12 protein-coding genes are annotated in these 14,471 nt (G+C 68.3%); 9 read left to right on the top strand and 3 right to left on the bottom strand.

The features are described from left to right. Positions 1 to 11: 11 nt before the first annotated feature. Positions 12 to 599: a GrpB family protein gene (locus tag E0H50_RS22175; protein WP_202868268.1), complete on the top strand. Its 588-nt coding sequence runs from the start codon at positions 12 to 14 to the stop codon at positions 597 to 599. A gap of 452 nt (positions 600 to 1,051) precedes the next feature. Here E0H50_RS22175 and E0H50_RS22170 read toward each other — a convergent pair whose 3' ends face one another. Together E0H50_RS22170 and E0H50_RS22165 are read right to left on the bottom strand one after the other, a co-directional pair. Then, the gene (locus tag E0H50_RS22170; RefSeq protein ID WP_131291571.1) at positions 1,052 to 2,203 is read right to left on the bottom strand and encodes a threonine synthase; all 1,152 of its coding nucleotides are present in this window, start codon (positions 2,201 to 2,203) and stop codon (positions 1,052 to 1,054) included. A gap of 11 nt (positions 2,204 to 2,214) precedes the next feature. Continuing rightward, a complete protein-coding gene (locus E0H50_RS22165) occupies positions 2,215 to 2,811 on the bottom strand; it encodes a winged helix-turn-helix domain-containing protein (RefSeq protein WP_131291569.1) in 597 nt (198 codons plus the stop codon). A 315-nt stretch (positions 2,812 to 3,126) separates the two neighbouring features. Between E0H50_RS22165 and E0H50_RS22160 the strand changes: the two genes are divergently transcribed. Further along, complete coding sequence (locus E0H50_RS22160; RefSeq protein WP_238151139.1) at positions 3,127 to 7,476, top strand: S8 family serine peptidase; 4,350 nt, start codon at positions 3,127 to 3,129, stop codon at positions 7,474 to 7,476. A 72-nt stretch (positions 7,477 to 7,548) separates the two neighbouring features. Here E0H50_RS22160 and E0H50_RS22155 read toward each other — a convergent pair whose 3' ends face one another. Next, the gene (locus E0H50_RS22155; RefSeq protein ID WP_131291565.1) at positions 7,549 to 8,106 is read right to left on the bottom strand and encodes a winged helix-turn-helix domain-containing protein; all 558 of its coding nucleotides are present in this window, start codon (positions 8,104 to 8,106) and stop codon (positions 7,549 to 7,551) included. A gap of 221 nt (positions 8,107 to 8,327) precedes the next feature. Here E0H50_RS22155 and arfA point away from each other — a divergent pair, with 221 nt between their 5' ends. The 7 genes from arfA (at position 8,328) to E0H50_RS22120 (ending at position 14,447) form a co-directional block, all read left to right on the top strand. Then, positions 8,328 to 9,452 (top strand): channel-forming protein ArfA/OmpATb, encoded by a 1,125-nt coding sequence (gene arfA, locus E0H50_RS22150; protein WP_238151138.1) that lies wholly within the window; start codon positions 8,328 to 8,330, stop codon positions 9,450 to 9,452. Between the two features lie 416 nt (positions 9,453 to 9,868). After that, positions 9,869 to 10,189 carry a sunset domain-containing protein gene (locus E0H50_RS43480; RefSeq protein WP_131498590.1) on the top strand — a complete coding sequence of 107 codons (321 nt, stop codon included), beginning with the start codon at positions 9,869 to 9,871 and terminating at the stop codon, positions 10,187 to 10,189. A gap of 28 nt (positions 10,190 to 10,217) precedes the next feature. Beyond that, positions 10,218 to 10,433, top strand: a complete 216-nt coding sequence (locus E0H50_RS22140; RefSeq protein WP_131291563.1) for a hypothetical protein — start codon at positions 10,218 to 10,220, stop codon at positions 10,431 to 10,433. A 50-nt stretch (positions 10,434 to 10,483) separates the two neighbouring features. After that, positions 10,484 to 10,696: a hypothetical protein gene (locus tag E0H50_RS22135; RefSeq protein ID WP_131291561.1), complete on the top strand. Its 213-nt coding sequence runs from the start codon at positions 10,484 to 10,486 to the stop codon at positions 10,694 to 10,696. Between the two features lie 130 nt (positions 10,697 to 10,826). Then, on the top strand, positions 10,827 to 11,042 hold the full coding sequence (locus tag E0H50_RS22130) for a hypothetical protein (RefSeq protein WP_131291559.1): 216 nt from the start codon (positions 10,827 to 10,829) through the stop codon (positions 11,040 to 11,042). 258 nt (positions 11,043 to 11,300) lie between these two features. Then, positions 11,301 to 13,034, top strand: coding sequence for a maltose alpha-D-glucosyltransferase (gene treS / locus E0H50_RS22125; RefSeq protein ID WP_131291557.1), 1,734 nt, complete (start codon positions 11,301 to 11,303; stop codon positions 13,032 to 13,034). Further along, on the top strand, positions 13,035 to 14,447 hold the full coding sequence (locus E0H50_RS22120; protein WP_131291555.1) for a maltokinase N-terminal cap-like domain-containing protein: 1,413 nt from the start codon (positions 13,035 to 13,037) through the stop codon (positions 14,445 to 14,447). The last annotated feature ends 24 nt before the right edge of the window (positions 14,448 to 14,471 follow it).

Here is a 14,471-nt window from a genome sequence, read left to right as displayed (position 1 = left end):
GCATGCCGGCGGTGAGCATCGAGCTGACACAGTGGCAGGACAGCTGGACCAGGGACTTCGAGGAGCTGGCCGAACTCATCCGTGGAGCGGCCGGCCCGTCGGTGGTGCGTGTCGACCACATCGGTTCGACGTCCGTACCGGGGATGACGGCGAAGGATGTCATCGACGTCCAGGTCATCGTGCGGCGACTCCCCGACCAGCAACTCGAGGACGGACTGCTCGCCGCCGGGTTCACACGATCGCCGGGCGCCCACGAGCTTCGGGACCACGTGCCGGAGAGCTGGGAAGGAGACCCGTCGGCGTGGGACAAGCGGGTGTTCCGCCCACCGGCGGATACTCGCCCCGGCAACGTGCACGTACGCATCGCAGGCCGGCCCAACGAGCGGTACGCCCTGCTCTTCCGCGAGTTCCTGACCGCCGATCCCCGCACCCGCGCCGCCTGGGCCCTCTTCAAACAACGCCTGGCGGCAGCCGTCGGCGACCTCAACCCCTACGGCCAGATCAAGGACCCCGCAAGCGACGTACTGATGGCAGCCGCCGAGCGCTGGGCCAGCGAGACTGGTTGGCACCCTCCTGCTGAGACACCTCCTGGGTACTGACGACAAGCAATAGCGGCTCTCCTGTCCGATGTGTGGGCGGCGATCAACCCGGTCCGGGATCAGGCAACAGGCAACAGTGGGTGGGCACCTGGTATTACCTGTCCCGAGTCACCATTGCCTGTTCCCAGTCCCCAGTGCGTGTTCCTGGTGCTGTTCGGGATTCGCCCCTGAACCGGGCAGCAGAGCAGAACCACACCTGGTTTGGGGAGCCCTGTGCAGCGACCTGGGTTTGCGGGGGTGTGCGGCGGCTCGGCAGGTAGAGCACCGGCGAGACACCGTACGCGCCCGGCGCCGGCACGCTCAGGTGCACTACCCAGCCCCTCGACACGTCCTGTCGAGAACGCTTACTCCGCCGCCCGGGCCGTGCCAACTACCCACATAACAGTCACAAAGAGCCGCAATGGCCTGTCTCTAGTCCTCACGACCTGTTCACCTGCGCCGTTTGGGCCTGTTCAGAGTGGGACGGTTTCTGGGTACTTCAAGCCGGCGCCGGTGTTCAGCGCAACTACCTGGTCGTCGGCGTGGATCCAGCCGGACTCGCGCAACCGGCGGATGGCGGCGAAGTTGGCGGCGCCTTCGGGGCAGATGAAGGTGCCTTCGAGGCGAGCCGCCAGGTGTTGCTCGGTGAGGATGTCTTCGTCGTCTACGGCGATTGCGCAGCCGTTGGTTTCGGTGACGGCTCGGAGGACGAGGAAGTCGCCGAGGGCCTTGGGGACGGTGATGCCGAAGGCGATCGTGTGGGCGTCGGCCCAGGGCTCGCTCTCCGGCAGGCCTTTCTCCCAGGCACGGACGATCGGCGCGCAACCCGTGGACTGGACGGCGACCAGGCGCGGAAGGGGTCCGGAGATCCAGCCGAGGTCGCGGAGTTCGTTCAGGGCCTTCCAGATGCCGATGATGCCGACGCCGCCGCCGGTCGGGTAGACGATCACATCCGGCAACGACCACCCGAGTTGTTCGGCGATCTCGAGGCCCATCGTCTTCTTGCCCTCGATCCGGTACGGCTCCTTCAGCGTCGACGCGTCGAAGTACCCAGGCTGCTCACGGATGTACGCCGCCGCGTCGCCGATCAGCCCGTCGATCAGCTGGAGCCGCGCACCGACCGCGGTCACCTCACGGCGGCAGATCTCCGGCGCGGCGATCGGCATCGCGATCAGCGCCTCCATGCCGGCGCGGGCAGCGTACGCGGCCCAGGCCGAGCCGGCGTTGCCGTTCGTCGGCATCGCGATCTTCCGGACGCCGACCTCGTACGCGCGGGACACCCCGACGGCTGCGCCGCGCGCCTTGAACGTCCCGGTCGGGATCAGCCCTTCGTCCTTCATCAGCAGGCGATCCACCCCGAGCTCGGCGCCGTACCGCGGCATCGGCAGGAGCGGCGTCATCCCCTCCCCCAGCGTCACCACGTTCTCCGGCGACCGCACCGGCAACAGCTCGTGATACCGCCACAGATCAGGTGACCGCGAGGCCAGATCTTCCTTACGAAGAACAGGTACGTCGTACCGCGCGAACAGCGGCGATCCGCACGGGCACAGGCCGATGACCTGATCGGCGTCGTGGGTGGCGCCACAGCGGGGACATTCGAGATGACTGAGCGCGGAGAAGGTCACGGGAACAGAAACTACCCCGCACGCAGATCGGTGATCATCGGGCGCTGGTGATCGGTGAGCCGGAACCCGATCCCGCGGACGGCGTCGATCGTGACCGTCGTACCGAGGTCGTCGAGCTTGCGGCGCAGGCGTTTCACCACCGAGTGGACGTCCGCGGTGCCGCGAATGTTCCGGTCTCGCCACACGGTCTGGTGCAGAGCGTCGTACGACCAGACCCGCAGCGGCGTGGACATCAAGCGGCTGAGCAGTTCCTGTTCGAGTTCCGTCAGCTGGATCTCGCGACCGCGCCAGCGAGCCACCGAACGAGCCCGGTCGATCGTCAGTACGTCCGTCTCATCCGTTACGTCCGAAGAAGCGGCGAGACGTGACGACAGTTCTTCGGACGTAACCGATGGCGCCTGGTCGGCGTCGTTGGGCGGCGGTGGTTGTGCGGGAACCAGCAGTTTGCGCAGTTCGTCGAGGCTGGAGACGAGTAACAGCGGTGCGACGTCGTCGACGAGTTCGGCGAGTTGGACGCGCTGCTCGGGCGAGGCCGCGACCGCTATCAGCAGCGGGAAGGACTCGGTCAGATCGGCGTCCGCTGGGGCGGGGACACGGGCGGTGACCATCTGATCACGATGTCAATACCTGCCTCGGATCGTCAACGGAATGCCAACGTTTGCCCAGGTTGCCTCGATCGGCGCGACAGCTAGTCACAAGTTGCTCACCAAGTGTGCTTGTTACCACGTTGTTCTGACACATAAGGTCCACGACAGGCTTGCGGTGTCACATGCCGCGACCTGGGGGGCACGGTGCGTTTCGGACGCGCCCTCCTGCAGCAATGACTCGGGGGAGTCGACTCGGGGTCGTTCAAGTGAGGGGCTGCAGAGATGTCACATCAACGAAAGGGACTCGCCAGGTCACTGGTGGGTGCCCTCGCGACGGTGGCAGTCGTCGCAACCAGTCTGGCCGCCGCCGGCCAGGCCCAGGCTTCACCACCCACCAAGCCGGAGGCCACACCGGCCTCCAAGATCAAGCCAGAGCTGATGGAGAAGCTGGACGGCAAGGACGCCAAGTCCGCGACGGACTACTGGGTCCGGTTCGCGGCCAAGGCCGACCTGACCGCCGCCGGCAAGATCAGCAACTGGAACGAGCGCGGCACCGCGGTCGCCGCGGCGCTGAAGAAGGCCGCCGCGGACAGCCAGGCGAAGATCCGCGCCGAACTGGACGCGCAGCACGTGAAGTACCAGTCGTTCTGGGGCACGAACGCGATCCGCATCGAGAGCGGCTCGCTCGAACTCGCCCAGAAGCTGGCCGGTCACACCGAGGTCGAGGGTCTGTACGCGCCCGTACAGATCGAGGTACCGAAGGTCACGCCGGGCCAGCAGGAGAAGGCGATCCAGGCCGTCGAGTGGGGTGTCGCCAACATCAAGGCGAACCAGGTCTGGTCGCAGTACGGCGACAAGGGCGAGGGCATCGTCGTCGCCAACATCGACACCGGTGTGCAGTACGACCACCCGGCGCTGGTGAACCAGTACCGCGGCAACAACGGTGACGGCACCTTCAACCACAACTACAACTGGTTCGACGCGGCCGGCACCTCGCCGAACGCACCGTCCGACGGCAACGGCCACGGCACCCACACGATGGGCACCATGGCCGGCGACGACGGTGCGGGCAACCAGATCGGTGTCGCCCCGGGCGTGAAGTGGATCGCCGCGAACGGCTGCTGCCCGAGCGACGCCGCGCTGATCTCGTCCGGCCAGTGGATGCTCGAGCCGACCGACCTCGCCGGGCAGAACCCGGACGCGAGCAAGCGGCCGAACGTCATCAACAACTCGTGGGGCTCCACACTGCCGTCGAACGACCCGTTCATGGAGGACATCACCCTGGCCTGGACCGCGTCCGGGATCTTCGGGACGTTCGCCAACGGCAACAGCGGCTCGGCCTGTCAGACCAGTGGTTCGCCGGGCAGCCTGACGAGCAACTACTCGGCCGGCGCCTACGACATCAACAACAACATCGCGTCGTTCTCCGGCCGCGGCGTGGGTCAGAACGGCACCATCAAGCCGAACATCTCGGCCCCGGGTGTCAACGTCCGCTCCAGCCTGCCGGGCAACACGTACGGCGCCTTCAACGGTACGTCGATGGCGACGCCGCACCTGACGGCCGCCGTCGCCCTGCTGTGGTCGGCCTCGCCGTCACTCAAGGGTGACGTCGCGGGCACGCGGGCGCTGCTGAACTCGACCGCGATCGACGCGCCGAACAGCCAGTGCGGCGGGACCGACGCGAACAACAACGTCTTCGGTCAGGGCCGTCTGGACGCGCTGGCACTCCTGAACGCGGCGCCGATCGGCGACACCGGCACCCTCGCCGGCACTGTCACCGCCGCCACCGGTGGTGCCGCGCTCGCCGGCGCCAGCGTAACGGTGCAGGCGGCGGGCCAGCCCGACAAGACGCTGACCACCGGCAGCAACGGCACGTTCTCGTCCGTCCTGCCGGCCGGCGACTACAACCTGACGGTCGCGTCGTTCGGCTACGCGACGCAGACCGCCACCGCCACCATCACCACGGGTCAGACGACCACCAAGGACTTCGCTCTGGTGAGCACTCCGCAGGTGAGCGTCGGTGGCACCATCACGGACGGCTCCGGCCACGGCTGGCCGCTGTACGCGAAGGTGTCGGTCGAGGGTCCGGGTGGCGTGTTCGACTACACGACCCCGAGCAACGGCCGGTACAGCCTCAAGGTCCCGTCCGGTGCGGCGTACTCGCTCAAGATCGAGTCGAAGTACCCGGGTTACCAGACCGTCAGCCAGCCGATCACGGTCGGCACGGGCAACCTGACGAAGAACGTCGCCGTACCGGCCGACGGCACCTCGTGCAGCACCGCGCCCGGGTACAAGTGGGGCTCGGACGGCGTGTACGAGACCTTCGACTCCGGTGCCGCACCGAGCGGCTGGACCGTCGTCGACAACAAGGGCAACGGGCAGGTCTGGAAGTTCGACGACCCGGGCAACCGGGGCAACCTGGCCGGTGGCAGCGGCAAGTTCGCGATCATCGACAGTGACAAGTACGGCGGTGGCGGGTCCCAGGACACGTCGCTGGTCAGCCCGGTCGTGGACCTGACCTCGGTCACCGCTCCGGTGATCCGGTTCAACCAGGACCTGAACTACCTCGGCGGCGAGAAGGGCGACGTCGACCTGTCGATCGACGGCGGCGCCACCTGGAGCAACGTGCTCACGCAGTCCGTCGACGCCCGTGGCGTCAAGGAGATCGCGATCCCGCAGGCGGCCGGCCAGTCCGCGGTCCAGGTGCGGTTCCACTACTACAACGCGTCGTACGAATGGTGGTGGCAGGTCGACAACGTCCTCGTCGGCAGTCAGATCACCTGTGTGCCGACCGGCGGCGGCATCGTCGTCGGCAACGTCAAGGACGCCAACACGAACGGTTTCGTGAACGGTGCGGTCGTCACCCGTGACGGCAGCAGCGAGTCCGCGACGACCGTCGCGACGCCGGAGGACACCGGTCTGAACGACGGCTTCTACTGGCTGTACTCGTCCGTCGACGGCGACCAGAGCTTCACCGCCAAGGCCGGCAACTACGTCAGCTCGACCGCGACCGTCGGGGTCGAGGCCGACTGGACGACCGCGGCCGACTACACGCTGAAGGCCGGCCAGCTGGCCGTCACGCCGGGCACTGTGTCCGGCAACCTGAAGCTGCCGACCGGCAAGGTGACCAAGTCGTTCAAGGTCACGAACACCGGCGGCGCGGACGTCGATGTGAAGTTCGGTGAGAAGGACAACGGTTTCGTCCTGCAGAACGCGAACGGCAGCACGACGACCAAGGCCCAGGTGGAGAACGGGCCCGGCGCACCGCTGCAGCGGCTCGCCGTGGACACCTCGTTCGCCCGGATGCTGACCGGTAAGACCGGTGCGGCACCGGCCGCCGCGAAGCCGCAGGCGGCTCCGTGGGCCGACATCGCCGACTACCCCGCGTCCGTGATGGACAACCGGGTGGTCAGCCTCGAGGGCAAGACCTACTCGATTGCCGGTGGCAACGGTAGTGCGTCGACCGGGAACAGCTACGTGTACGACCCGGCCACGCTCGCCTGGACCGCGATCGCCCCGCTTCCGGGTGCTCGCAACGCCATCAGCGTCGGTGTGGTCGGCGGCAAGATCATCGCGAGCTCCGGCTGGGGAGCAGCCGGTCCGGCGCCGGAGACCTGGTCGTACGACCCGGCCGCCAACGCCTGGACCGCGCTGGCCGCCAACCCGGCTCCGCGGGCCGCGGCCGGTCAGGCCGTGCTCGACGGCAAGCTGTACGCCGTCGGCGGGTGCACCACCTCCAGCTGTCTGCCGATGAGCAACACGGTCGTCCGGTACGACGCCGCGGCGAACGCCTGGGAGACGCTGGCGAACTACCCGCAGTCGGTCGCGTTCGCGTCCTGCGGTGCCATCGACGGCAAGCTGTACTGCGCCGGTGGTAACGACGGCACGAACTCGCTGAAGGCGGCGTACGTGTACGACCCGGGAGCCGACTCCTGGACCGCGATCGCGGACGCTCCGGCCGACCACTGGGCGGCGTCGTACGCCGTCGCGGGCGGGAAGCTGCTGATCGTCGGCGGTGTCCAGGCCGGTGCGGTCACCAACGCTGGGTTCTCGTACGACCCGTCGTCCGAGAGCTGGACCGCACTGCCGAACGCCAACCTGCCGCGGTACCGCGGTGGCGCGGCGTGTGGCTTCTACAAGATCGGCGGCTCGTCCGGCAGCTTCAACGCGACTGTGGACAGTGAGGCCCTGCCGGGTCTCGAGGACTGCTCCGAGTCGTCGGCTGACGTGAGCTGGCTGTCCATCGACCAGACCGAGGTCACCCTGGCCCCGGGACAGTCGGCGACCGTCAAGGTCACGCTCACCGCGAGCGTCGACCAGCCCGGCACCTACAGCGGTGCCGTGACGATCGGCGAGAACACGCCGTACTCCGTCCCGGCCGTCGGTGTGACGATGAACGTCACCCCGCCGACCACGTGGAGCAAGCTGCAGGGCACCGTCACGGGCGTCAGCTCGTCCGGCGCCTCCGCCGCTCTCCCGGGTGCGATCGTCCAGGTGGACTCGTGGGCGCAGTCCTACACGTTCATCACCGACAAGGACGGTAAGTACGCGTACTGGCTCGACCGCCGCAACAACCCGCTCACCCTGATCGCCGCGAAGGACGGCTACAAGCCCCAGACCCGCACCACCAAGCTGGTCGCCGGCTCCCCCGTCACCGAAGACTTCGCCCTGAAGTCGATCAAGTAAGCGAGTAACGAACTCGGCCCCCGGACCATCTGGTCCGGGGGCCGAGCCCTTTGCGGGAGGGGCGGGAGGGAGTCAGGTGGTGGGGAGGAGGTGGAAGCCGACGCCTCGGACGGCGTGGATGGTGACGGTGGCGCCGAGGTTGGCGAGTTTCTGGCGGAGGCGTTTGACGACCGAGTGGATGTGCGAGCCGTGGCCGAGGTGCTCGTTGCCCCAGACCGCGTGATGCAGGCGCTGGTACGTCCACACCCGGCCGGGTTCCGCGACCAGACAGTGCAGAAAGTCGTGCTCCAGCCGGGTCAGCGGCATCTCGCGGTCCTTCCAGCGGACCACCCGGCGGTCGACGTCCAGGCGCAGCTCGGCGACCGGCTCAGGTTCGCGCACCGCTTGCATCCGCCGCTCCGCAGCCGCTGCCACGGTCGGCACAGCCGGTACGCCGACCGCCTCGCCGACTGCCGTGGTTGGCTCGACGGTGACGCCGGTCAGCTCCAAGAAGGCGCGGGCCTGGTCGGCGTTCGACACCAGCAGAAGTGCGTCGGCGCCGCCCAGCAGACGGGCCAGATGTACCCGTTCGGCCGTGGACGCGGCCACGCCGATCACCAACGACGCATCGGACGGCCTCTCGATCGGCATCACAAGCTCGCCCCTCCCAGTCGAACCAGCCCGCACTAAGTACTGTTCACGGCTCGAACTAAGTCAAGGGATTCGGCGGCCGCAGGGCTGGCACATATGCGTCCTGTCCGAGACAGGACAGGCAAAACCTCGCGACGCTCCCCGGACAGGTGTGCGATCGGCCCGTCAAGCGGAGTAGTCTCCTGGCGCACGGTCACTCTGACCGCATCCACGGAGGAACAGTGCCCGGTCTCGTTCGACGGCCGCTCGTCATCTGGTTGCTCGCGGCCCTCGCAGTCCCCGTACTGCTGACGGCTGTGCTGATTCCGGCGCGGGCCGGCACCACCGAGGACGATCTCCGCGAACGCACCACGGCCGCGTTGAAGGCGCGCGGTATCGAAGGCGGCTTCGTCGACTTCGACGGCCGGAACGCGCGGATCACCGTGCCGTCCGGAGCGGATCCGGCGGTGGTCCGGGAGGTCGTGTCCGGCGTCGACGGCGTACGGTCCGTCGAGCTCGTGAACGGGCAGGCCGGCGCAACGCCGACACCTGCGCCGACACCTGGTCCGACACCTGGTCCGACCAGTAGCAGTACGCCGGAGCGTTCCGACGTACCGGCGTTCGAGGTCGGGCGGACGGATCGGTCGATCCGGGTGCAGGCGCCGGTGCGGAGTCAGGCGGTCAAGGACGCGATCGCCGCCGAGGTGGAGCAGTTGCTCGGCGAGGGCCGTGAGTACGACGACCGCACCACGATCGACGCCGCGAACGGGCTCGCTGACGCGGCGACCTTGTCCGCGCTGCTGCGGGCGCTCGCGATCGGCGGCGGTGACGCCTCGGTGCGGTACGACGGGGAAACCGTGACGCTGTCCGGTGAGGTGCCGGACCAGGCGACCAAGGCGACCATCGGCCGGGCCGCCGCGGCCGCCGTACCGGGCGCGGTGATCGCGGACGAGCTGGCGCTGCCGGCAGCGCCGAAGAGCGCGGTCAGCGAGCCGTGCCGGACGTTCCCGAGCCGGCTGGCCGAGTTCAGCCGGCAGTACCCGATCAACTTCCTGTCCGGTACGTCGATCGTGAACAGCGCGTCGAAACCGGCCGTGGTGAAGGCCGCCGCCGTCCTCAAGTCGTGTACGACGGTGCGCGTCGAGGTGGCCGGGCACACCGACAACCTCGGCTCGACCGCGACCAGCCTGCCGCTGTCCGAGCGCCGGGCCGCCGCGCTGAAGGCCGAACTGGTGCGGCTCGGGGTCGGCGCGGAGCGGATCCTCGCGCACGGGTACGGCGAGGCGTTCCCGATCGCATCCAACGCCACCGGCGCCGGGCGGGTCGCGAACCGCCGCGCCGAGATCCGAGTAGTGCAGGGGAATTGAATGAGCTGGCTGATCGCCGAGACCTGGATTCTGCTGCTGGTCGCGTTCGTACTGGGCAGCGCGGCCGCCTGGCTGGTACACCGCCTCGTCCGCCACTCGGCCCGAGGGGCGCGCTGATGAGCTGGCTGCTGAGAGACAACTGGCTGGGCTCCGCCCTGGCGTTCCTGGTAGGCGCAGCCATCACCTGGCGCCTCCTGGACCGCCGCCGCCCCACCCCCGCAACCCCCACCCACCCGCCGGCGCGCACCACCCCTCAGCCATCACACCCGGCCCCGGCGCCCACACCAACAGCCGACCTCACCCAGCCGACCCCGGCGCCTGAGCCCACCCCCGCCCCGGCAACTCCCCCAGCAACTCCCCCAGCACCAGCGGCCCCGGCGAGTCCCGCAGGTCCTGCGGAGCCGGTTGAGCAGCCGGTGTTTTCGCAGTTGATGGGTGGGGAGCAGACGCTGTTCGACCACATCCAGCCGGCTGCTGACGTGATTCCGGACGCGCCCAACGACGTGCCAACTGGGCGGTACGGCGAGGGCTCGGCCGACGCCGTACCGCATCAGGGGCCGCCGGACGGGTTCACGATCAAGGGGAACGCGCAGTCGATGCTCTTCCACACCCCCGAATCGCCGTACTACGGCCGCACCAAGCCCGAGGTCTGGTTCCGCACGGAGGCCGACGCCGAGCGGGCCGGCTTCACCAAGTACACCCGCCGCCCGCGCAAGGCCGCGGACCCGCGCGACTGACCCGCGCGACCGACCCCTGGGAGACACGTTGCGACGTCAGCTTCACCTGCCCTACATCGTCGGCGAGGACGAGGACGGCACCTGGATCGCCGAGGCCGCACTCACCCCGGACATCTTCGTGTCCGGCGAGGGCGACACCCGCGAGTCCTCCCTCGAAGACCTCCGCGTCCAGATCGCCCGCGTAGTAGCCGAATCCGGCGCCCCCGAACAACTGACCGTCGACGTGGACGTCCCGGAGAACTGACCTGTCTCGGTCCTACGATTTCGACGACACCGAGTAACCAGGAGGCGGCCTTGCCCCGCGACATTCACGTGCCCTTCACCGTCGAGGAAGACCACGAGGACGGCGGCTGGGTCGCCCACGCCGCACTGACCCCCGATGCGTTCGCCAACGGCGAGGGCGAGACCCGTGAAGAGGCCATCGAGGACCTGAAGCAGGCCATCCTCGCGCTGGCCGACGTGGTCGGCGTACCCGAGCAACTGGTCGTGACTCTCCCGGACGACTGATGGCCAAGAAAAGACGTGACGCCGAGGCTGAACTGCGGGCGGCCGGCTACAAGCTCGTACCGGGAAACACGCGGGCCACGGGAAGAAACGCGGGCCGCGGGCGCGGCTGATCCACTCGAAGGAGATCCTGATGGGAACGGATGCCGAGGAGCCGTTGGAGCCGGACGCCGTGATTCTGCCGGGCGAAGGGCAGGAAGGGCGGAACGTCAATGCGGACGAGGCGTATCCGGGGCTGAAGTCGGTCAATGTGCGGGGGCTGCTGCGGCGGTACCAGCGTGGTGGCGGGCGTGGTGGTGCCGGCCAGCAGACCGGTAAACAGCGTGATGAGCGGTCGCCGCGGCGGTGAGTACGCCGCGGTAGGACGACCGCGCCGAAGCTCGTCGCGACGGCCGTCATCGAATCGCAGTACGACCGGATCGCGAGCCCTATTTGCTTGTACTGGCAAAGGGCCGCCAGACTGTGCGGAACGCCTTGCGGACCCGTCCGGCCGACGGCGTCACCACATCACCGCAGTACCCCCGGGAGTTGTCCGGGCTCAACGCACTGCCCTCCCCTTTTAGGTGCGCCCGAACGGGGTACGGGAACTTAGGTTCAGAGACACCTGATGGAGGTGAGCGTGACCGATATGCTGCCGGAGCAGCACCACGGACTGACGAAGAGTGACCCGCTGTGGTTCAAGCGGGCCGTCTTCTACGAGGTCCTCGTGCGGTCCTTCAAGGACTCCAACGCCGACGGCATCGGCGACCTGCAAGGCCTGACCGAGAAACTCGACTATCTCGAGTGGCTCGGTGTCGACTGTCTTTGGTTACCTCCGTTCTACCCGTCGCCGTTGCGCGACGGCGGCTACGACATCTCGCACTACACCGAGGTGATGCCGGAGATCGGGACGGTCGCCGACTTCGCGGAGTTCCTGCAGCAGGCACACGCCCGCGGCATCCGGGTGATCGTCGACTTCGTCATGAACCACACCTCGGACCAGCACCCCTGGTTCCAGGCGTCGCGGGAGGACCCCGAGGGTCCGTACGGCGACTTCTACGTGTGGTCGGACACCGACGAGAAGTACGCCGACGCGCGCATCATCTTCGTCGACACCGAGTCCTCGAACTGGACCTGGGACCCGGTCCGCGGCCAGTACTTCTGGCACCGGTTCTACTCGAACCAGCCGGACCTGAACTTCGAGAACCCGGCCGTCGGCGACGCGATGATCGAGGCGCTCAAGTTCTGGCTGGACCTGGGCGTCGACGGTTTCCGGCTGGACGCCGTGCCGTACCTGTTCGAGGTCGACGGCACGAACTGCGAGAACCTCCCGCGGACCCACGAGTTCCTCAAGCGGGTCCGCAAGGAGGTGGACGCGAACTACGAGGACCGTGTCCTGCTCTGCGAGGCGAACCAGTGGCCGGCCGACGTGGTCGAGTACTTCGGCGACCGGGACTCCGGCGGCGACGAGTGCCAGATGGCGTTCCACTTCCCGGTGATGCCGCGGATCTTCATGGGGGTACGCCGGGAGTCGCGGTTCCCGATCTCGGAGATCCTGGCGCAGACGCCGGAGATCCCGGACACCTGCCAGTGGGGCATCTTCCTGCGCAACCACGACGAGCTCACCCTCGAAATGGTCAGCGACGAAGAGCGCGACTACATGTGGGGCGAGTACGCGCAGGACCCGCGGATGAAGGCGAACATCGGTATCCGCCGCCGCCTCGCCCCGCTGCTGGACAACGACACCAACAAGATGGAGTTGTTCACCGCGCTGCTGCTCAGCCTGCCGGGCTCCCCGATCCTGTACTACGGCGACGAAATCGGTATGGGCGACAACATCTGGCTGGGCGACCGGGACGGCGTCCGCACCCCGATGCAGTGGTCCCCGGACCGCAACGCCTCGTTCTCGACCGCGACACCGGGCAAGCTCAGCCTGCCGGTGATCATGGACCCGGTCTACGGTTTCCAGGCGGTGAACGTCGAGGCCGAGATGGAGAACGCCTCGTCGCTGCTGCACTGGACCCGGCGGATGATCCAGACCCGCAAGCAGCACCCGTCGTTCGGTATGGGCACCTTCACGGACCTCGGCGGCTCCAACCCGAGCGTGCTGTCGTACGTCCGGGAGTTCGGCGACGACGTGGTGCTGTGCGTGAACAACCTGTCGAGGTTCCCGCAGCCGATCGAGCTGGACCTGCGGCAGTGGCAGGGCGTGGAGCCGATCGAACTTCTCGGCGGTGTGCACTTCCCCACGATCGGCGAGTTGCCCTACCTTCTGACCCTCGGCGCGCACGGTTTCTACTGGTTCCGGCTGCCGGTGACGAAGCCGGAAGCCCAGCCGGAAAAGCATGAGGAGAGCATTTAAGTGACTTCCCATCTGGACCAGGTCCAGTCCTTCTGCGCGAGCCAGAGGTGGTTCGGGGAGAAGGGACACGACGTTCACGTCGAAGCGGTGGCCACGTCGACGTGGCTGTCCGACGCGGACGCCTGGCCGGCGGTCCGGATCGGGTTCGTCTACTGTGCGGGGCCACCCGGGGCGGAATCCCCGATCCGGGTGTACCAGCTGCCGCTCAGCTACCACCGCGCCCCGGTCGAGAACCTCGGCCACGCGCTGGTCGGTGAGTGGACCGAACCGGACCTCGGCGACACCGAGGTCTGGGTGTACGACGCGCTGCACGACAAGGAAGCGACGCCGTACTGGCTGGACGGGCTCACGCACGGACGGCAGCTGGACGGGCTGGAGTTCCATCCCGTCCAGGCGCCGGAGGGATCGATCGAGGTACCGGAGGACGCGCAGTCGCTGGTGCTGACGGTCGAGCAGAGCAACACGTCGCTGGTGTTCGGCGACGTCGCGCTGCTGAAGGTGTTCCGCCGGCTCGAGCCCGGGAGCAACCCCGGGGTCGAGATCGAGTCGGCGCTCACCGAGGCCGGGTCCGACCTGGTCCCGGAGGTGCTGGGGTCCGCGCGGGGTCGGTGGCCGCGCGCGGGCGGCGGTACCGACAGCGGCGAGCTGGCGATGATGACGGCGTTCCAGAAGAACGCGACCGACGGCTGGACGTTCGCGACCTCGTCGGTGCGGGACCTGTACGCCGAGGCCGACCTGCACGCCGAGGAGGTCGGCGGTGACTTCGCCGCCGAGTCGCACCGGCTCGGCGCGAGTACGGCGCAGGTGCACTCGGAGCTGGCGAAGGCGCTCGGCACCGACGTGTGGGAGCCGGCGAAGCTGGTCGAGCACGCGGACGCGATGCGGCGCCGGCTCGACAAGGCCGCTGCCGCGATCCCGGAGCTCGCGCCGTACGCCGGCGGTCTGGCGCGGGCGTTCGACGCGCTGGCGGCGTACGACCAGCCGGTGACGGTGCAGCGGATCCACGGCGACTTCCATCTCGGTCAGGTGCTGCGCACGATCGACGGCTGGAAGCTCATCGACTTCGAGGGCGAGCCGGCGAAGTCGCTGGTCGAGCGGCGGGCGCTGGACACCGAGGTGAAGGACATCGCCGGGATGCTGCGCTCGTTCGACTACGCGGCCCGGTCGCTGCTGGCCGATCACCAGGGCGACCAGCAGATCGCGTACCGCGCGGCCGAGTGGACGACCCGTAACCAGCAGGCCTTCTGCGACGGGTACGCCGAGGTCGCGGGCGCCGACCCGCGCGAGCACGGCGTACTGCTGAACGCGTTCCTCGCCGACAAGGTGATCTACGAAGTCCTGTACGACGCCCGCAACCGCCCGAGCTGGCTGCCGATCCCGCTGGCGGCGGCCGCGCAGTTGGCCGAACAGTGATACCCCAAATCTCAACCAAGCAAT

The sequence above is a fragment of the Kribbella sindirgiensis genome (assembly GCF_004331435.1).
GTDB classification, from domain to species: Bacteria; Actinomycetota; Actinomycetes; order Propionibacteriales; family Kribbellaceae; genus Kribbella; species Kribbella sindirgiensis.
Note: the sequence above shows the minus strand (reverse complement) of the source record. Positions and strands in the feature narration are given on the sequence as shown.

Bases quoted from the DNA above. Each gene is read 5' to 3' on its own strand.
- E0H50_RS22165 (WP_131291569.1), bottom strand. From the start codon at position 2,811: ATGGTCACCGCCCGTGTCCCCGCCCCAGCGGACGCCGATCTGACCGAG.
- E0H50_RS22155 (WP_131291565.1), bottom strand. From the start codon at position 8,106: ATGCCGATCGAGAGGCCGTCCGATGCGTCGTTGGTGATCGGCGTGGCC.
- E0H50_RS22130 (WP_131291559.1), top strand. From the start codon at position 10,827: ATGGGAACGGATGCCGAGGAGCCGTTGGAGCCGGACGCCGTGATTCTG.
- treS (WP_131291557.1), top strand. From the start codon at position 11,301: ATGGAGGTGAGCGTGACCGATATGCTGCCGGAGCAGCACCACGGACTG.